This is a genomic window from Ruegeria sp. YKSF131, assembly GCF_059612645.1.
The window spans coordinates 1-18,237 of the sequence record NZ_JBXWQZ010000076.1; the positions used below are offsets into that span (position 1 = coordinate 1).

Annotated in this window: 16 protein-coding genes and 1 pseudogene; 2 read left to right on the top strand and 15 right to left on the bottom strand. The window is 58.3% G+C overall.

Features of this window, described 5'->3' with window-relative positions:
- Positions 1 to 107: 107 nt before the first annotated feature.
- From AC2FLZ_RS19545 to AC2FLZ_RS19615, 15 genes are all read right to left on the bottom strand, one after another.
- Positions 108 to 458 (bottom strand): DUF2794 domain-containing protein, encoded by a 351-nt coding sequence (locus tag AC2FLZ_RS19545; RefSeq protein ID WP_480474332.1) that lies wholly within the window; start codon positions 456 to 458, stop codon positions 108 to 110.
- Positions 459 to 531: 73 nt separating this feature from the next.
- Positions 532 to 2,196 carry an ABC transporter permease gene (locus tag AC2FLZ_RS19550; RefSeq protein WP_480554339.1) on the bottom strand — a complete coding sequence of 555 codons (1,665 nt, stop codon included), beginning with the start codon at positions 2,194 to 2,196 and terminating at the stop codon, positions 532 to 534.
- Positions 2,197 to 2,318: 122 nt separating this feature from the next.
- Positions 2,319 to 3,536: a phenylacetate--CoA ligase family protein gene (locus AC2FLZ_RS19555; protein WP_480554338.1), complete on the bottom strand. Its 1,218-nt coding sequence runs from the start codon at positions 3,534 to 3,536 to the stop codon at positions 2,319 to 2,321.
- Between the two features lie 19 nt (positions 3,537 to 3,555).
- Entirely contained in the window at positions 3,556 to 4,389 is an 834-nt protein-coding gene (locus AC2FLZ_RS19560) for an ABC transporter ATP-binding protein (RefSeq protein ID WP_480474334.1), read from the bottom strand.
- Between the two features lie 111 nt (positions 4,390 to 4,500).
- The gene (locus tag AC2FLZ_RS19565; RefSeq protein WP_480474335.1) at positions 4,501 to 5,784 is read right to left on the bottom strand and encodes an ABC transporter substrate-binding protein; all 1,284 of its coding nucleotides are present in this window, start codon (positions 5,782 to 5,784) and stop codon (positions 4,501 to 4,503) included.
- A gap of 74 nt (positions 5,785 to 5,858) precedes the next feature.
- A complete protein-coding gene (locus tag AC2FLZ_RS19570) occupies positions 5,859 to 6,935 on the bottom strand; it encodes a branched-chain amino acid ABC transporter permease (RefSeq protein WP_480482437.1) in 1,077 nt (358 codons plus the stop codon).
- A gap of 3 nt (positions 6,936 to 6,938) precedes the next feature.
- Positions 6,939 to 7,196: a hypothetical protein gene (locus AC2FLZ_RS19575; protein ID WP_480474337.1), complete on the bottom strand. Its 258-nt coding sequence runs from the start codon at positions 7,194 to 7,196 to the stop codon at positions 6,939 to 6,941.
- Positions 7,193 to 7,447, bottom strand: a complete 255-nt coding sequence (locus tag AC2FLZ_RS19580) for a hypothetical protein (protein ID WP_480474338.1) — start codon at positions 7,445 to 7,447, stop codon at positions 7,193 to 7,195. The genes AC2FLZ_RS19575 and AC2FLZ_RS19580 overlap by 4 nt, the downstream gene beginning before the upstream one ends.
- Positions 7,448 to 8,434 (bottom strand): branched-chain amino acid ABC transporter permease, encoded by a 987-nt coding sequence (locus AC2FLZ_RS19585; RefSeq protein ID WP_480474339.1) that lies wholly within the window; start codon positions 8,432 to 8,434, stop codon positions 7,448 to 7,450. It lies immediately after the preceding gene.
- Between the two features lie 29 nt (positions 8,435 to 8,463).
- On the bottom strand, positions 8,464 to 9,282 hold the full coding sequence (locus AC2FLZ_RS19590; RefSeq protein ID WP_480474340.1) for an ABC transporter ATP-binding protein: 819 nt from the start codon (positions 9,280 to 9,282) through the stop codon (positions 8,464 to 8,466).
- Between the two features lie 78 nt (positions 9,283 to 9,360).
- Complete coding sequence (locus tag AC2FLZ_RS19595; protein WP_480518158.1) at positions 9,361 to 11,334, bottom strand: AMP-binding protein; 1,974 nt, start codon at positions 11,332 to 11,334, stop codon at positions 9,361 to 9,363.
- Between the two features lie 306 nt (positions 11,335 to 11,640).
- Positions 11,641 to 12,252: a hypothetical protein gene (locus AC2FLZ_RS19600; RefSeq protein WP_480546052.1), complete on the bottom strand. Its 612-nt coding sequence runs from the start codon at positions 12,250 to 12,252 to the stop codon at positions 11,641 to 11,643.
- An 89-nt stretch (positions 12,253 to 12,341) separates the two neighbouring features.
- Positions 12,342 to 12,740 carry an 8-oxo-dGTP diphosphatase MutT gene (gene mutT, locus AC2FLZ_RS19605; RefSeq protein WP_267363933.1) on the bottom strand — a complete coding sequence of 133 codons (399 nt, stop codon included), beginning with the start codon at positions 12,738 to 12,740 and terminating at the stop codon, positions 12,342 to 12,344.
- Positions 12,737 to 13,963: a bifunctional glutamate N-acetyltransferase/amino-acid acetyltransferase ArgJ gene (gene argJ / locus AC2FLZ_RS19610; protein WP_496882632.1), complete on the bottom strand. Its 1,227-nt coding sequence runs from the start codon at positions 13,961 to 13,963 to the stop codon at positions 12,737 to 12,739. Before argJ ends, mutT begins: the two co-directional genes overlap by 4 nt.
- Positions 13,964 to 13,968: 5 nt before the next feature.
- Complete coding sequence (locus AC2FLZ_RS19615) at positions 13,969 to 14,817, bottom strand: peptidylprolyl isomerase (protein WP_480606707.1); 849 nt, start codon at positions 14,815 to 14,817, stop codon at positions 13,969 to 13,971.
- A gap of 177 nt (positions 14,818 to 14,994) precedes the next feature.
- Between AC2FLZ_RS19615 and secA the strand changes: the two genes are divergently transcribed.
- A complete protein-coding gene (gene secA / locus AC2FLZ_RS19620; protein ID WP_480554334.1) occupies positions 14,995 to 17,712 on the top strand; it encodes a preprotein translocase subunit SecA in 2,718 nt (905 codons plus the stop codon).
- A gap of 100 nt (positions 17,713 to 17,812) precedes the next feature.
- Positions 17,813 to 18,237 (top strand): annotated as a pseudogene (locus tag AC2FLZ_RS19625) (hypothetical protein); the annotation flags it as partial.

Genomic DNA, 18,237 nt, shown 5'->3' on the forward strand with positions numbered 1-18,237 from the left:
GAAGCGCTTCCGGTAAAGGTGCCGACATGATCCATCCTCCCAAACAGGATGAATCACAATTCAGCTCTCATGGGAATCCACACGATTCAGGTTTTTGGCGGGGTGCTTTAATCCGGGTTTACGGCCCGGATGAGCTTGCGTTCCAGCACCCGCAGGACGGCTCGCAGATCGTGGCCGCGTTTCAGGATGCGGCCATCCATACCGATGACAGAGTACATCCCCTGCCGGGATTTCAGGCGCGGGTGCTTTTCGACGCGGTAGATCGGGTGCTCAGCAGTGCGCCGGAAGATCGAGAACACCGCCATGTCGCGCAGGTTTGAGATACCATAGTCCCGCCACTCTCCGGCGGCGACCATCCGTCCATAAACGGACAGGATTTGCGACATCTCGTGCCGGTCAAAGGCCACGGGCATCTGCGCTGCGCTTGCCGAAAACCGGTTGGGAGGCTGCATGTTCATACCGCCAGCCTTGCCGGAAATTATGTTTGAATCAAGCCTGATGCGCGGTTGTCCGGCATTTACAACACAAGTGTTACCGCCGACCAACCTGACGGCAGATCAGGATTACCGGCAGCAGGCCGACTGCCAGAATGACCAGTGAGGGCACGGCGGCACCCTCAAGCCTCTCATCCGAGGCAAGCCTGTATGCCTGTACGGCCAGTGTGTCGAAGTTGAACGGGCGCATGATCAGGGTGGCAGGCAATTCCTTCATTACGTCCACAAAGACGATCAACAGCGCAGTCAGCAGCGACGGTGTCAGAATGGGCAGGTGAACGCGCCGCAATGTTCCCAGCGGTGTTTGCCCCAACGACCGGGCCGCGGCATCCATATTGGCATGAACCGTGCTTTGCCCCCCTTCATATGCGCTGAGCGCGGCAGCAAGGAATCGCACCATGTAAGCGGCAACCAGCAACCAAATCGAGCCTGTAACCAACAACCCAGTCGATACATCGAAGGTCTGCCGCATCCAGGCATCCAGCGCGTTGTCAAAGCTGGCGAAAGGTACAATCAAGCCGACTGCGATGACGCCACCGGGCACGGCATATCCCAGCCGCGCCATGTAGGCCGTCGCAGACGACGCGCGCCCGGGTCTCAGACGTTGAAAGAACCCGACACAGATCGCCGCAAAGACAGTGACGACCGCGGCCGTGCCGGCAAGGGTCAGCGAGTTCTGGATGAAACCGATATAGCGCCGCGACAGCAGGTTCTGTTCCGATTCCAAACCCATCTCGACCAGTATGATAACGGGCAGCAGAAACCCGAAGATAACGGGTATCGTACATAACAAGAATGCCGCGACGGCGCGAAGACCGGTCAGATCTTCCGCCGGTTGGGCAGCATGTTTCTTTCCTGCCTGATAGTATTTTGCCTTACCGCGTTGGGTGCGCTCGGCCACAGCCATGATCAGTGCAAAGACAAGCAGGCACCACGCCAGCTGCGCCGCCGCCGCTCGGTCGGCCATGGAAAACCAGCTGGTGTAGATCCCGGTCGCAAAGGTCTGCACACCGAAATACGACACGGTTCCGAAATCGGCGATGGTTTCCATGATGGCCAGAAGCACGCCACCGGCGATTGCCGGGCGCGCCATCGGCAGCGAGACGCGCCGAAACGCCAGCCATGGGTTGTTGCCCAGCGCCCGCGCCGCCAGAAACGCCGTAGCACTTTGTTGCAGGAACGCAGCCCGTGCCAGCAGGTAGACATAGGGGTAAAGCACCAGAATCAGCATCACCGCCGCGCCCCCGGTCGAGCGGATTTCAGGGAACCAGTAGTCGCGCGGCCCCCAGCCCGTTACATCTCGCAAGGTGCTTTGAACAATACCCGGATGATCCAGAATAAAGGTGTACGCATAGGCGAGCACATACGCCGGAAAGGCCAACGGCAAGACCAGCGCGATCTCAAGGATCCTGACACCGGGAAAGCGGGTCATCGTCACCAACCAGGCAGCGCCCGTGCCGATACTGAACGTACCCGACGCAACCAGAACCACAAGGATCAGGGTCGTCACGGTATAGCCGGGCAACACCGTGTCCATCAGGTGCGAGATCGTATCTGTTCCGCCGGTCACCGCTGCCAAGACCACGGCCACCATGGGCAGCAGGCACGCGGCAGCCACAAGATAGGCGACAGCGGCCAACAGCCGTGTGCCGCGTACACCGCGATTGCGTGATCCGTTTTCTGAATAGTCGATCTGGGCCATCATCCCGGCTTTTGATTGGCAAAGGCTTAGGGTCTGCCTTTAATCGACCAAAATGCTCGGAAACACCAGTGCGTCGGTCAACAAATCTGCGACACAAACTGCCGCAGACCTGATTTTCACTGCTATTCGTAGACGCGCTGATCCTCAATCACCAGCCCGTCTTTGGGCAGCGAGCCGGGGGCGACGACTTCGATTGCGCCTTTCAGTTTCAGCACTTCGGCCACCGATCTGGCATATGCCGTATCATCCCCGCCTGTGCTTTCGATCTGGACAGTCATCGAATCCATCTCGCCCTGACGGGTGGCGATGACGCGGGCCTTGACGATTTCTTCATGCTTGTCGACCAACGCGGCAACCTGTTCCGGTCGCACGAACATACCTTTGATCTTGGTTGTCTGATCTGCACGCCCCATCCAACCCTTGATCCGGGTGTTCGTGCGACCGCAAGGAGAAATTCCCGGCATCACGGCGGACAGGTCGCCCGTCGCAAAGCGGATCAGCGGGTAATCGGGGTTGAGTGAGGTTACCACGACCTCACCCACCTCACCCGGCGCCACCGGAGTTCCGGTTCCCGGTGTAACAATCTCGACAATCACGTGCTCGTCGATGATCATCCCGTCGATCGCGGCGCTTTCATAAGCAATATTGCCCAGATCCGCTGTCGCGTAACATTGCAGGCACGAGATACCCCGATCGGCATATTCCTGTCGCAAAGACGGGAACAAAGCGCCTCCGCCAACGGCGGCTTTCGAGAAATGCAGTGAAACGCCCATCTCGTCGGCTTTGTCCAGAATGACTTTCAGGTAATCCGGCGTGCCTGCATAGGCCGTACAGCCAACGTCGCGGGCGGCAGTCACCTGCAACTCGGTTTGTCCGGTTCCTGCGGGCAGAACAGCCGCGCCAACAGCGCGTGCGCCGTTTTCAAAAATCATACCGGCCGGGGTCAGGTGATACCCAAAACAGTTCTGGACGATGTCCCCTGCGCCAACACCCGCAGCATTCAGGAAACGGCCCATGCGCCACCAGTCGTGATCAGTGCTGCCCGGCTCATAGATCGGTCCGGGTGACTGGAACACATGATGGAAATGCCGCGCCGGTTTTACCGTAAATCCGCCAAACGGGGGGCGTTTGGCTTGTGCTCGGGTCAGATCCGATTTCCGCAGAACGGGCAATGTCGGCAAATCTTCTGCTGACATTACCTTATTAGTGTCTGATTCTGACAAATGCGACGCAAATCCAGGGGCCGACATCGCGCGTTTAATCTGCTCCACTAGTGCCCTGGCCTGATCCGAGGCGCGTTCGTCTGTCGAGCGTGTTTCGAGTGCGTCGAAATAGGTCATCGCCATATCCTCCATCCGCTCACAGCCACCTTTTGCGACGACGATAGGACCGCACATCGCGAAAGCTTTTGCGGCCCTCATCGGACATACCCAGGTAGAACTCTTTCACATCCGGGTTTTCGCGCAGGTCGGCTGCCGGGCCATCCATCACGACACGCCCGGATTCAAGAATGTAACCATAATGTGCAAAGCGCAGGGCGACGTTGGTGTTCTGCTCTGCCAGCAGAAAGGACACGCCCTCTTTTTCGTTGAGGTCCTTCACGATACTGAAAATCTCTTCGACCAGCTGCGGAGCAAGCCCCATTGAGGGTTCGTCCAGCAAAATCGTCTCGGGCCGCGACATCAACGCCCGCCCCATGGCAACCATCTGCTGTTCCCCACCCGATGTATAGCCTGCCTGCGACCGGCGGCGTTCCTTGAGCCGGGGAAAATATGCGTAAACCATCTCAAGATCCCGCTGGACCGCAGCAGCCCCGTCTTTTCGAGTATATGCGCCGGTCAGCAAGTTTTCCTCGACGGTCAAGTGCTCGAAACAGTGGCGGCCTTCCATCACCTGAATGACACCCTTTTCAACCAGATCGGCCGGATCGCTTTCATGCACGTTCTGGCCGCGATACTTGATCGAACCTTTGGTGACTTCTCCGCGTTCGGAATGCAGCAGGTTCGAAACGGCCTTGAGCGTGGTTGTCTTGCCCGCGCCATTGCCGCCCAGCAGTGCTGTGATGCCGCCCTTTGGAACGTTCAGGCTGACGCCTTTCAACACGAGGATCACGTGGTTGTAGATCACCTCGATATTATTGACCTCAAGCAGGGTTTCCGCCTGCACGTCAGTGGTTTGTGCCGCATCCAGCATCAGCGCGTTTCCTCATGCCTGCCCGTTCCGGGGCTGTTCGTGAGGAGCGGCAGGCGACCCGCCGCTCCGGTTGTCTGAACGCCCCGGATCACATCCGTGGCGCAACATGCCTTACTCGCAACGTGGCGAGATGCTGTTTTCGGTTGCGTAGGCACCGGAATCTTCATCGATCAACGCGCCGATAACTTCGGCATCTGTCGGTTTGAAGTCCTGTACCGGGTTCCAGGCGCCAGTCGCCGCATCCCACTGAACAACACCGACAAGGCCTGGGCCGCCGTGGTTCTCGCAGGAGACCGAGAATTCAGGGCCGAACCCGGACATGCCAAGAGCTTCCATCTTGGCGTTGGTCATTTCCAATGCTTCCATGCCATCGCGCATCATCGATGCGTCGATATCAGCGGTTCCGTGCATCGCCTGCGCCGTTTTCACAGCCTCGGCTGCCAGCATGGCGGCATAAAGACCACGGTTGTACTGAACTGTACCCAGCTGATCGCCGGCACCTGCAGCCTTGCCCGAGTCAACGACGTACTTTTTCAGGTCGTCATAGACAGGATAGTCCATGCCAAGGCCAGTAAAGGTCAGCGCCTTGTAACCGGTCGCTTTTTCCCCAGCAGGCTGAACGTCGAATTCCGCGCCCGACCACCAGACACCGATGAAGTTTTCCATCGGGAAACGGATGTTGGCCGCTTCCTGAACCGCAACCTGGTTCATGACGCCCCAGCCCCACATGATGACATAGTCAGGCTTTTCGCGGCGAATTTGCAGCCATTGCGACTTCTGCTCCTGGCCCGGGTGATCAACCGGCAGCAAGGACAGCTCATACCCATGCTTTTCAGCCAGAGTTTCCAGCGTCCGGATCGGTTCCTTGCCATAGGCCGAGTTGTGATAGACCAGCGCAATCTTCTTGCCGCTCAGGTCACCGCCATTTTCATCCAACAGATAGTTGATCGCACCGGACGCACCGTTCCAGTAGTTGGCCGGATAGTTGAACACATGGCTGAACACTTTGCCATTCGCAGCCGAGGTCCGGCCATACCCCATTGTGTGCAACGGAATGCCGTCGGCGGTTACTTTGGGGATCAGCTGATAGGTGATTCCGGTCGACAGCGGCTGATACACCAGTGCGCCTTCACCTTTGGTGGACTCATAACATTCCACGCCTTTTTCGGTGTTATACCCGGTTTCACATTCGATCACGTTTGCAGGTACACCGCCAATGCCACCGTCCCGCTCGTTCAGAAGCGTGAAATAGTCGGCGTAACCGTCCGCGAACGGAATACCACCGGCCGCATAGGGCCCGGTTCGATAGCTGAGCGACGGGAACACAAGATCCGCCATCGCAGGTCCTGCCGCCATCAGGGCGCTCAGCGCCACAGTTGCCAGTTTCTTGTTCATCGGGTGTCTCCTCCCTTGATTGATCCGATATTGAGTTCGGGCTTGATCACCCGTCTTTATGATTGGGCCAGCCCTCAGTGCGGGAACGGCCAGAGTCTGAGTTTCTCTTTCGCCACGCGCCACAACTGGGCCAGACCGTGGGGCTCGAGGATCAGGAACATGATGATCAGCGCGCCCACGATCACGAGCTGAAGATGGGCAACGATATCGGTCGGCCAACCCAGAAGATCGACGCCAACCAGTTTGAGCAGAACCGGCAGCAGCACCAGGAATGCCGCCCCGGCAAAAGACCCGAAAATCGAGCCTAATCCACCGATAATCACCATAAACAGCACCAGAAACGACTTCTGGATGCCGAATGCTTCGCCCACCTCGACCGCGCCAAGATAGACGGCAAAGAACAACGCCCCGGCGATGCCCACAAAGAACGAGCTGACAGCGAAAGCGCTGATCTTGGCTTTCAGCGGGTTCACCCCGATGATTTCGGCGGCGATATCCATGTCGCGGATCGCCATCCATGTCCGCCCGGTCGTGCCACGGGTCAGGTTGCGCGCAATGATGGCGCTGAAGGTCAGGAAGATCAGGCAGAACAGGTATGTCGCCCAGGCCGGGGCGTTCGGGCCCGAGATGATAATGCCGAACACGTCACGTTCCGGTGCGTTGATCTGGCCCGAGGCCGAGTAGTTGTAGAACCACGGCACCCGGTTGAAGAGCCAGACCAGAAAGAACTGTGCCGCAAGCGTGGCCACCGCCAGATAGAACCCCTTGATCCGCAGGGAAGGCAGGCCAAACAAAACGCCTACAATCGCGGTAATGCCACCAGCCAGCAGGACATGAATGAACATGCTGACGTCTGGAAATGCGGTCATCAACTTGTAGCAGGCATAAGCACCCACCGCCATGAAACCGCCTGTACCAAGGCTGACCTGCCCGCAATAGCCCACAAGTATGTTCAATCCGATCGCCGCGATGGCATAGATCAGAAAGGGCAGCAGCAGGGCGTTTGCCCAATAGTCGTTGATGATGAACGGAATGATCCCAAACGCCACCGCCAGAACGACATAGTACCGGTACCGGTCGAACTTGATCGGGAAAGTCTGGCTGTCATCCACGTAGGAGGTTTTGAAATCTCCGGCCTCACGATAGAACATCTGTTACTTTCCCCATTCTTCCTGCGCCCGGTTACGGGTCGCGGCGTCCAGCTGGCTGGACCCTTTGGCATATCCGCTCGCCTCAGAGGCGCGCACGAGTTTCAGGTAGGCCAGAACGCCCATGATCAGCCCGGCAAAGGCCAGGATCGCGGCAATCGTCAACTGGCTGTCTGTCAGGTCATTCGAGGTCAGCGCGATGTAGCCAAAGGCCCAGAACCCCGCCCATGCGATTACGTTGATGATGGCGATCACCTTGGTCATGCCGGGGCACCTCTGGTTCTAACGTTCAGCCAATGAACCACTCCGGCCAAGGCTGCGTAGAAGAACAATGAATCCATCGCCCGCAAATATCCTGCGTAAACAAGCATCCTCATCTGCCATTCCGTATCGCCTGTCATTGCAATACTTGAACCCGCCAGGTTGATCTCAAAGCACTCAACCAGCGAACGGGTCAGCCCATAAATCAGCAAGGCAATCGGCAGGGCTTTGAAAAGGGGGTTCAGGTTATCCATCTATACTCTCTCGATAATTTTTTCACCGAAGAGACCCTGTGGTCGGAACACCAGGAAGATCAACGCCAGCACATAGGCGAACCAGTTCTCGGTCGCGCCGCCGACCAGCGGGCCAATCGAGAATTCGAACAGCTTCTCGCCCACACCGATGATCAGACCGCCGACGATGGCACCGGGGATCGAGGTGAACCCGCCCAGCATCAACACCGGCAGCGCCTTGAGCGCGATCAGCGACAGCGAGAACTGCACGCCCGATTTGGTGCCCCACATGATCCCCGCGACCAGCGCCACGAACCCGGCCACCGACCAAACCATGACCCAGATAAAGTTGAGCGAGATCCCGACCGAAAGTGCCGCCTGATGGTCATCCGCCACAGCGCGCATGGCCCGCCCCTGCTTTGTGTACTGGCTAAAGGCCACCAGCGCCGCCACCAGAAGCGCCGCGATCACGGTTGCCACGATGTCGAGGTTGTCGATGAAGAAACCATAGCCGAAGATGTTAAAGGTGACCTCGTCGATCCACAGGTTGATGCCCTGGGGCAGACCCACATCCAGCGTCTTGATCTCGGATCCCCACATCAGGTCGGCCACGCCTTCAAGGAAATAGGCCAGACCGATCGTGGCCATGAACAGGATGATCGGCTCCTGCCCAACCAGATGCCGCATGACAAAGCGCTGCACACACCAGGCCAACAGAACCATCACGCCCATTGTCAGGATGATCGCCAACAGGGCGGGGATGGTCCAGCCGAAGTTATAGACATGTGTGCCGAAGGTCGCGTTGATCAAATGCGCGAAAGGCACTTGCCCGTTCATGATCCCGACCAGTGTCATCGCCGCAAACAGGGCCATAACCCCTTGCGCGTAATTGAAAATTCCCGACGCCTTGTAGATCAGCACAAAGCCCAGCGCGACCAGCGCATAAAGCACCCCGGCCATCAGACCGTTAAGGATGACCTCCGTGGCAAAGATTAACTGCTCAGGCATATGTGCCTCCCCGGATATCTGCTTTGGTCTCAGTCATGGCTGACTCCCAGATAGGCGTCGATGACTTCCTGATTGTTGCGCACCTCGTCGGGCGTGCCGTCACCAATCTTCTTGCCGTAATCCATCACGACCACGCGGTCGCTCAGGTCCATCACCACGCCCATATCGTGTTCGATCAGGGCGATGGTGGTGCCGAATTCGTCATTCACGTCGAGGATAAAGCGGCTCATGTCCTCTTTCTCTTCAACGTTCATGCCCGCCATCGGTTCATCCAGCAGCAAGAGCTTTGGTTCTGCCGCCAGAGCACGCGCAAGTTCCACCCGCTTTTTCAACCCGTATGGAAGGCGCGACACGGGCGTTTTTCGGATGTGCTGGATTTCAAGGAAATCGATAATCTTCTCGACCGCCTCACGGTTTTCAACCTCTTCCGCCTCGGCCTTTCCCTTCCACCAGGCCTGCTGGAGGATGTTGGTCTGCATGAAATTCAAACGCCCTGTCATGACGTTGTCCAAAACGCTCATCCCCTCGAACAGGGCGATGTTCTGGAACGTCCGCGCGATCCCCTGCTGCGCCACCTCAAAGGGCCGCATCGCTGGGCGTTTTGATCCGTGGAACCAGACCTCGCCCTCCTGCGGGACATAGAACCCCGAGATGACGTTCAGCATCGATGATTTTCCGGCCCCGTTCGGCCCGATGATGGCGCGAATCTCACCCTCGCGAATATCGAACGAGATATCCTTGATCGCCACGACGCCGCCAAAGCGCAGAGTGATGTTCTTCATCTCCATCACCACGCCGCCGATCTTGCGACCGTCTTCGGTGACATATCCTTCGGCGTTATCCAGCATCAGTCACTCCCTGACTTGCGCAAAAACGGGATGGCGGACAGGGCGATGGCCGCAGGTCGCGCGGTGCTGTGGCGGCCCTCATTCCGCTGCCACCTTGTGCTGCGCAACCGGTACAACCGGCGCGTCCACGATTTTCAGCGTCGCGCTAATCGATCCCTTGCGCCCATCCTCATAGGTCACTTCGGTCGTGGTCGAGACGCTTTCGGACCCGTCGTAAAGCGCCGCAATGATGTCGTGGAACTTCTCTTCGACAAACCCGCGCCGAACTTTCCGGGTGCGGGTCATCTCACCATCATCAGCATCCAGTTCCTTGTGCAGCACCACAAAGCGATGCACCTGGCAACCGGACAGCATTTCATCAGCCGCTACCGATTTGTTGACCTCTTCCACATGCGCCTTGATCGTCTCTAACACACGCGGATGGCCCGCCAGTTCCTGATAGGACGCATAGGCCACGTTGTTGCGTTCCGCCCAGTTGCCGACCGCTGTCAGGTCAATATTGATGAAGGCCACACAGCGATCCTTGCCGTTTCCGAACAGAACGACCTCGAGAATATCGGGGTAGAACTTCAGCTTGTTCTCGACATATTTCGGCGCGAACATGGACCCGTCGGCCATTTTGCCCACGTCCTTGGCCCGGTCGATGATCCGCAGATGGCCCGAGCTTTCCTCGATGAACCCGGCATCACCCGTTGCCACCCAGCCTTCGGCATCTTTGGTTGATGCCGTGGAATCCGGGTTGTTGTAATATTCGACAAACACGCCGGGCGAGCGGTAGTGGATCTCGCCCTTGTCGTCGATCTTGATCTCAACATCCGGCGCGGGCACGCCAACCGTATCGGCCCGAACCTCACCATCCGGCTGTACGGTGATGAACACGGTTGCTTCGGTCTGACCGTAAAGCTGTTTCAGGTTAATGCCCAAAGATCGATAGAAATCAAAGATTTCCGGTCCGATCGCTTCACCCGCTGTATAGCCAACCCGGAACCGGCCATAGCCCAGCGTATCCTTGAGCGGCCCATAGACCAACAGGTTACCCAGCGCGTATTTCATCCGGTCGCCAAAGCCGACGGGTTTGCCATCCAGCAACTTGCCGCCCACCTTTTTGGCATGCGCCATGAAGTGATGGAACATGCGCTGTTTCAGCTTGCTCGCATCCTCCATCCGGATCATTACATTGGTCAGCTGGCTTTCAAACACGCGCGGCGGGGCGAAGAAATAGGTCGGCCCGATTTCGCGCAGATCGGTCATCATCGTGTCGGCGCTTTCCGGGCAGTTCACGCAGAACCCGCACCAATAGGCCTGACCGATGGAAAAGATGAAATCCCCAACCCATGCCATTGGTAGGTAGGAGAGGATATCTTCATCGCGGGTCAGATGGTCGAAGATCGCTGAATTCTTGGCGCTTTCGATCACGTTGCGGTTCGACAGAACCACCCCCTTGGGCTTGCCCGTTGTGCCCGAGGTATAAAGCATGACGCAGGTGTCGTTATAGGTGATCTCAGAGATGCGCTTGTCCAGCTCTGCATCAAACCGCTGATGTCCTGCCTGACCTTCGGCCATGAGGTCTTCCAGCGCGTTCATCTGGCTGTGGTCGTATTTCCGCATCCCTCGCTTGTCGGTATAGAGGATGTGCTTGATCTGGTGCACTTTTTCCTGAATTTCGATGACCTTGTCGACCTGTTCCTGATCACCGCAGACGACGTATTTCGCGCCGCAATGCTCCATCACATAGGTCATCTCTTCGGCGACTGCGTCCTGATACAGAGGCACCGGAATTGCACCGACCATCTGTGCCGCGACCATGGTCCAGTAATGCGCTGGCCGGTTGCGTCCGACCACGGCAATGTGGTCACCGCGCTCAACGCCAATTTCAAGAAATCCAAGAGCGAGCGCGCGAATTTCCTTGGCCGCTTCAGCCCAGGTCCAGCATTGCCAGATCCCAAATTCTTTTTCCCGATAGGCCGGGGCATCCCCGAACTGGGTCGCGTTGCGGTGTAGAAGCGCCGGAAGGGAGTGCAACCCTTCGGCGCCCGACTGCGTCTGAGCCAATCTTTTTCTCCTCCCCATCCGGCCTCCTCTAAGCCGGAAATGGCGGATCCGGGAAAGCCCCCGGATGCCAGTGCCCCGATTTGGGACACCCGCACGATCAGCGTCAAGTTTTGCCTGATGTTTTCTCAATTCTTACGAATTGTAACAGGTGCAGAAGGGTGATGTTACGTTTTGTACAATATGTACAAATGCAGACTGTTACGAGGAACCCGTTCGTCCCACGCAATTACCGTACCAAACAGGTCCTGTGTGCAGCAGGGACGCCGGACCGGCAAACAGAATTCGACCTTCGGCAGGTTGGCGCGGTTACTGATACTTAGCTTTTAATGCTGCTTTTTTAAAACGACCAACAGATGTTGAGCGCAACGTGTACAGCAACCCCAAAAGTTTCGTGTTCAAGGGCATTGTCTTATCGCGGTAAACGAGACTTGCCTCATAGGGCTTGTTGGCGTCGCAAAGTTCAATGATTTCACCTGCGGCCAAAAGCATCTCTTCCATCAAGGCTTCGGCGGCTTCCGCCTTGCTTGCCTCATCCTCTGAAATTGTTTTGTCTCTTTGGGACTTTCGGCGGAAATCCACGATGGCAGCAGGCACGTATTCAGTGACCCGATTTCTGAATCGCGTCATGTCAGAGCCATTGGCCTGAGTGCCGTCCGATTTGGTGTAGGAGTTGTAATCACCGTATAGGGCCAGGATCGTGCTCGTCTGGTGAAACAAAAGATCTTGCCGTGCAAAATCGAGTTCGACGTAGCGGTCAATTCGGGCCTGTTCTTCGATCATGACCGTTATCGCAGTCTTCGCATCATCTGCTTTGGCACTATGAACCGCCAAAACAAATAAGGCCAAAATCAAAGCAATCCTGGACCCCCAAAGCTTTCCAACTCGACTTGCAATCATAACGAGGTACTCCTTCACCATTGAGAAAGCACTCGAACACTACCACAAATCGGCAAATAAATCCGCCAAGCCGAAATTCGGGCCGTTAGCGCCTGACGCCTTTTGAGCCCCTACAACCAATCCCGCAGGATCGGGATCAGGGGCACATCCGCGGCCGGCATGGGGTAATTGCGCAGGTCATTTGCGCGGACCCATTTCAGCGCCTGCCCCTCTTTCGACTGTGGGATGCCCTGCCATTTGCGGCAGGCGAACAGAGGCATCAGCAGGTGGAAATCATCATAGCTGTGGCTGGCGAAGGTCAGGGGGGCAAGGCACGAGGCCCAGGTGTCGATGCCCAGTTCCTCGTGCAATTCGCGGATCAGGGCGGCCTCGGGGGTTTCGCCGGGCTCGATCTTGCCGCCGGGAAACTCCCAAAGACCGGCCATGGATTTGCCCTCGGGGCGTTGGGCCAACAGCACCCGGCCCTCGATGTCGATCAGGGCGACAGCAGAGACCAACACGGTTTTCACGAGCGGTAATCCGCGTTGATCTCGATATATCCGTGCGTCAGATCGCAGGTCCAGACGGTGGAATTGCCTTCGCCCAGGCCCAGATCAACGGCGATGACCAGATCCTGACCTTTCATATAAGCGGCAGCTGCGTCTTCGCTGTAATCGGGGCTGACCCAGCCTTTTTCGGCCACAAGGATGTCGCCGAAGGAAATGCTCAGCAGGTCGCGGTCCGCCGCGGCACCGGATTTACCGATGGCCATGACGATACGACCCCAGTTCGGGTCTTCGCCCGCGATGGCGGTTTTGACCAGCGGAGAGTTGGCGATGGCAAGGCCGTGGATCTTGGCGTCAGCGTCTGTTGCGGCCCCTTTTACGCGGATTTCGACGAATTTCGTGGCACCTTCGCCATCGCGCACCACTTGCTGGGCCAGATCCAGCATCACGGCTTCCAACGCCTCGGCGAAAGCCGCGTTGCCGGTGGCGTCCACACCCGAAGCGCCGGTGGCGCACAGCAGCAGGCTGTCCGAGGTGGATGTATCGCTGTCCACGGTGATGCAGTTGAACGTCCGGTCTGTCTGCGCGCTCAGCATCGCCTGCAACGCTGATTGTTCGACCTGCGCGTCGGTGAAGATATAGACCAGCATCGTCGCCATATCTGGCGCAATCATGCCCGAACCCTTTGCAATCCCCGCAATAGAGACTGTTTTGCCATCAATTTCGACCTGCGCCACGGCCCCTTTCGGGAAGGTGTCCGTGGTCATGATCGCGCGTGCGGCGTCTTCGATCGCGTGACGGCTGAGACCCGCCTTCAGCGTTTCAAGCTTGGCAATGATGCGGTCATGAGCCAGCGGCTCACCAATCACGCCGGTGGAGGAGGTAAAGACCCGCTCGACCGGAACACCAGTCGCCTTCGAGACGGCCTGCGTCACCTCGGCCACCGAGGTCTGACCATAATGCCCGGTAAAGGCATTGGCATTGCCCGAGTTCACCAGGATCGCCGCCGGGCCATCACTGGGCCCGCCGGTCTTGTCCTGACAATCCAGAACCGGTGCCGCCCGTGTGGCCGAACGGGTAAAGACCCCGGCCACAGATGTGCCCGGGTCCAGCACGGCCAGCATGACATCGGTGCGGCCCTGATATCGCACGCCCGCCGCGACGGTGGCGAACCGCACACCGTCAATTGCAGGCAAATCAGGGAAGGACGCTGGCGCTAGCGGCGAAACCTTGGTGATCTTGGCCACGGGGGTTACTCCTGAATCAGGTCCAGCTGGCGCAGGACTTCGGGTCCGGCACCTTCCAGAGCGGGGCGGTCGATCTGGGCCTGCTGTGTCAGTTCATCGATGCGTGCCTGAATGGCGTCCTGCTGAACGGTTTGTGCAAGCTCTTCGCGCACGGCGTCCAGCGCGGGCGCTTCGGTTTTGCGCTTGTCGTTCAGCTTGACCACATGCCAGCCGAACTGCGTCTGAACCGGGTCGGACACCTGCCCTTTTTCGAGCGCGACCACGGCTGTTTCGAATTCCGGTACCATCTGGCCCTTGCCGAACCAGCCCAGCGCGCCGCCATTGGGGCCGGACGGACCGGTGGAGTGCTCGCGCGCGAGTTCGGCGAAATCGGCGCCGTCATCGAGCTGCGCCTTGAGGTCCTTGGCCTGTTCTTCGGTCTCGACCAGAATGTGGCTGGCATCGAATTCGTCTTCGCCCGCGAAATCGTTGTACTGCGCGTCGTAGGCTGCCTGAATGGCCTCGTCCGTGACAACCGTATCGGTCAGGGCTGTGACGGTCTGAACCGCCAGAAGTGAGCGTTCTTCATTTTTCAGCCGCAGCGTGTTCAGTTTGTTCAGCCCATCCTGCTGTTGCCCCAGCAGTTGCTGCTGGATCAGCTGTTCCAGTACGAAGTCGAACAATACATCATCTTCGGCCTGCTGGTATTGCGGCGGCAGGGCGGCAACGGTTGCGATCACGTGACCCAAAGTGATCTCATCCCCGTTCACACGCGCCACCACGGTGGATGCATCCGGCTGGGTTTCGGCGGCCAGCGGCAAGGCCATCATGGCGGTCAGAGCCAGCGATGGCAGAAAAGTGAGGCCTTTGGGCATTGAATCATCCTATTTCCTTGCCGCGGCAGGGCGCAGCGTTGACACTCTGGAACCTGCCGCTTACATCGCTTTGAAGCCTTGGACAGGGCCGCCTTTCACCCCCCGTATCTATGGGTTGCGCGCAAGGTGGGCAAGCCTGTCAAAAACCAAGACAAGAACAGATCCGCTGGAGTGAACATGCTGGGACTCGGAACGCTCGCCAAAAAGGTGTTCGGAACACCGAACGACCGCAAGATCAAGGCGACCCGCCCCCTGATCGAAAAGATCAACGCGCTGGAACCCGAGTTCGAGAAGCTGTCCGATCAGGACCTGATCGACAAGACAGAAGACCTGCGCAAACGCGCGCTGGATGGCGAAAGCCTTGACGATCTGCTGCCCGAAGCCTTTGCCAACGTGCGCGAAGGTGCCCGCCGCGCGCTGGGACTGCGCGCCTTTGACGTACAGCTGATGGGCGGTGTTTTCCTGCATCAGGGCAACATCTCGGAAATGAAGACGGGTGAGGGCAAGACACTGGTCGCGACCTTCCCGGCGTATCTGAACGCGCTGACCGGCAAGGGCGTGCATGTGGTCACGGTGAACGAATACCTGGCCAAGCGCGACGCGGAATGGATGGGCAAGGTGTTTGCTGCCGTGGGCATGACCACCGGCGTGATCTGGTCGGGCCAGCCTGATGCAGAGAAACTGGCCGCCTATAAATGCGACATCACCTATGCCACCAACAACGAGCTGGGTTTTGACTATCTGCGCGACAACATGAAGGCCGATCTGGAGCAGGTTTACCAGAAACACCACAATTTCGCGATTGTGGACGAGGTCGATTCGATCCTGATCGACGAGGCGCGGACGCCGCTGATCATCTCGGGCCCGGCACAGGACCGCTCGAACCTGTATACCGCCATCGATGCGCTGATCCCGAGCCTGACCGACGAACACTACACGTTGGACGAAAAGGCCCGCAACGTGACCTTCACGGATGAGGGCAACGAGTTTCTGGAGCAGCAGCTGTTGGCTGCCGGTTTGATTCCCGAAGGCCATTCGCTGTATGACCCGGAAAGCACGACCGTTGTGCATCACGTGAATCAGGGTCTGCGCGCGCACAAGCTGTTCCAGCGCGACAAGGATTACATCGTGCGCGACGGCAATGTCGTTCTGATCGACGAGTTTACCGGCCGCATGATGCCGGGCCGCCGCCTGTCCGAGGGTCTGCACCAGGCCATCGAAGCCAAGGAAAACGTGCAGATTCAGCCCGAGAACGTGACGCTGGCCAGCGTGACCTTCCAGAACTATTTCCGCCTATACGAAAAGCTGGGCGGCATGACCGGGACCGCCCTGACCGAGGCCGAGGAATTTGCCGAGATTTACGGCCTGGGCGTGGTCGAGGTTCCGACCAACAAGCCGATTGCCCGTGTGGACGAGGATGATCAGGTCTATCGCACTGCCATGGAAAAATACGGCGCGATGATCGAAGAAACCAAGAAGGCGCAGGAAACGGGCCAGCCGGTCCTGCTGGGCACGACCTCGATCGAGAAATCGGAACTGCTGAGCCAGATGCTAACCAAGGAAGGCATCGCGCATAATGTTCTGAACGCCCGCCAGCACGAGCAGGAGGCGCAGATCGTTGCCGATGCCGGCCGTCTGGGCGCGGTGACCATCGCCACCAACATGGCCGGTCGCGGTACAGACATTCAGCTGGGCGGCAATGTCGAAATGAAGGTGCTGCAAGCGATGGCGGACAACCCCGAGGCTGATCCGTCAGACCTGCGTGCCGCAGAAGAAGCACGCCACGCGGAAGAAAAAGAAAAGGTTCTGGCCGCAGGAGGCCTTTATGTGATGGCGTCCGAACGCCACGAAAGTCGCCGCATCGACAACCAGCTGCGCGGCCGTTCGGGCCGTCAGGGCGATCCGGGCCGTACCGTGTTCTACCTGAGCCTTGAAGACGACCTGATGCGCATCTTTGGCTCGGAACGGCTGGACAAGGTGCTGACCACGCTGGGCATGAAAGAAGGCGAGGCGATCATTCACCCCTGGGTGAACAAGTCGCTGGAACGCGCGCAGTCCAAGGTCGAGGGCCGCAACTTCGACATGCGCAAGAACGTTCTGAAATTCGACGACGTGATGAACGATCAGCGCAAGGTGATCTTTAGCCAGCGCCGCGAAATCATGTCGGCCAATGACCTGTCCGAGATCGTCTCGGATATGCGCGAGCAGGTGATTGACGATCTCATTGACGAATACATGCCGCCGAAATCCTATGCGGATCAGTGGGATACCGACGGTCTGCATGCGGCGATCAAGGACAAGCTGACCATCGACGCCCCGGTTCAGGACTGGGCTGCCGAAGAAGGCGTGGATGACGAGCAAGTGCGGGAGCGCTTGGTTAAGGCCGCAGATGAGATGATGGCCCAGAAGGCGGTTGCCTTTGGTCCCGAAAACATGCGCAACATCGAAAAGCAGGTGCTGTTGCAGACCATCGATGCCAAATGGCGCGAGCATCTGCTGACGCTGGAACACTTGCGCTCGGTCGTGGGTTTCCGCGGCTATGCCCAGCGCGATCCGCTGAACGAATACAAAAACGAAAGCTTCCAGCTGTTCGAAACCATGCTGGACGGTTTGCGGGAAACCGTGACACAGCAATTGTCGCGCGTGCGGCCACTGACCGAAGAAGAGCAGAAGGAAATGCTGGCGCAGATGGCGGCGCAACAGGCGCAGGCACAACAGGCCGTGGACAAAGCCGCAAGCCAAGCCGAGGCCAAGGCCGAAGCGGCGGCGTCAGGCGATGCCCTGCCGGGGTTTGATGAGGGCGATCCGTCAACCTGGGGTAACCCGTCGCGAAACGACCTGTGCCCCTGCGGATCCGGAAAGAAGTTCAAACACTGCCACGGCAGATTGACCTAACGTTAACACCCTTTCATCACAATGAGTCCGTCTCGCGGCCACAAATTGGCCGCGATTGGTGGCGAGAGTGCAAGCTGCTCCTTCAACTGGGGAGGGTGTCTTGTTTGTAGTTCGCAACTACGTAACCATGTGCGGAACGGTCGCTTGTGCCTTGGGCATAGGCTATCTGATGCAGAACGGACCGGCTGCGCAGCAGAACCGCGCGCAGGGCGGTGTTGATGTGGCCTCCGTTGCCGATCAGTCTTCGATTCTGTCGGGGCTGGACGGTATCGTGCTGACGTCGGCTACAGTATCAGATGCCGATCCGGTCAATGTCACACCGGCACCCCGCGCTGTACCCGCTGTCCCCAGAACATCGAGTTGCAGGATCAGCGCGCACGCGACCGCAGCGCCCGGTGCCTTGGCGCACCTGTCGCTGAAAGCGCCGTGCCACAAGAATGAGCAGATTGAAATTCACCATAGCGGCCTCACTGTTAGCCAGATGACTGACGCCAGCGGCGCGCTGGATATGGCGATCCCGGCCCT

Bases quoted from the DNA above. Each gene is read 5' to 3' on its own strand.
- AC2FLZ_RS19550 (WP_480554339.1), bottom strand. From the start codon at position 2,196: ATGGCCCAGATCGACTATTCAGAAAACGGATCACGCAATCGCGGTGTA.
- AC2FLZ_RS19600 (WP_480546052.1), bottom strand. From the start codon at position 12,252: ATGGTGAAGGAGTACCTCGTTATGATTGCAAGTCGAGTTGGAAAGCTT.
- AC2FLZ_RS19560 (WP_480474334.1), bottom strand. From the start codon at position 4,389: ATGCTGGATGCGGCACAAACCACTGACGTGCAGGCGGAAACCCTGCTT.
- AC2FLZ_RS19565 (WP_480474335.1), bottom strand. From the start codon at position 5,784: ATGAACAAGAAACTGGCAACTGTGGCGCTGAGCGCCCTGATGGCGGCA.
- AC2FLZ_RS19570 (WP_480482437.1), bottom strand. From the start codon at position 6,935: ATGTTCTATCGTGAGGCCGGAGATTTCAAAACCTCCTACGTGGATGAC.
- AC2FLZ_RS19615 (WP_480606707.1), bottom strand. From the start codon at position 14,817: ATGCCCAAAGGCCTCACTTTTCTGCCATCGCTGGCTCTGACCGCCATG.
- AC2FLZ_RS19545 (WP_480474332.1), bottom strand. From the start codon at position 458: ATGAACATGCAGCCTCCCAACCGGTTTTCGGCAAGCGCAGCGCAGATG.
- AC2FLZ_RS19585 (WP_480474339.1), bottom strand. From the start codon at position 8,434: ATGCCTGAGCAGTTAATCTTTGCCACGGAGGTCATCCTTAACGGTCTG.
- AC2FLZ_RS19555 (WP_480554338.1), bottom strand. From the start codon at position 3,536: ATGACCTATTTCGACGCACTCGAAACACGCTCGACAGACGAACGCGCC.
- AC2FLZ_RS19580 (WP_480474338.1), bottom strand. From the start codon at position 7,447: ATGGATAACCTGAACCCCCTTTTCAAAGCCCTGCCGATTGCCTTGCTG.
- AC2FLZ_RS19575 (WP_480474337.1), bottom strand. From the start codon at position 7,196: ATGACCAAGGTGATCGCCATCATCAACGTAATCGCATGGGCGGGGTTC.
- secA (WP_480554334.1), top strand. From the start codon at position 14,995: ATGCTGGGACTCGGAACGCTCGCCAAAAAGGTGTTCGGAACACCGAAC.
- AC2FLZ_RS19590 (WP_480474340.1), bottom strand. From the start codon at position 9,282: ATGCTGGATAACGCCGAAGGATATGTCACCGAAGACGGTCGCAAGATC.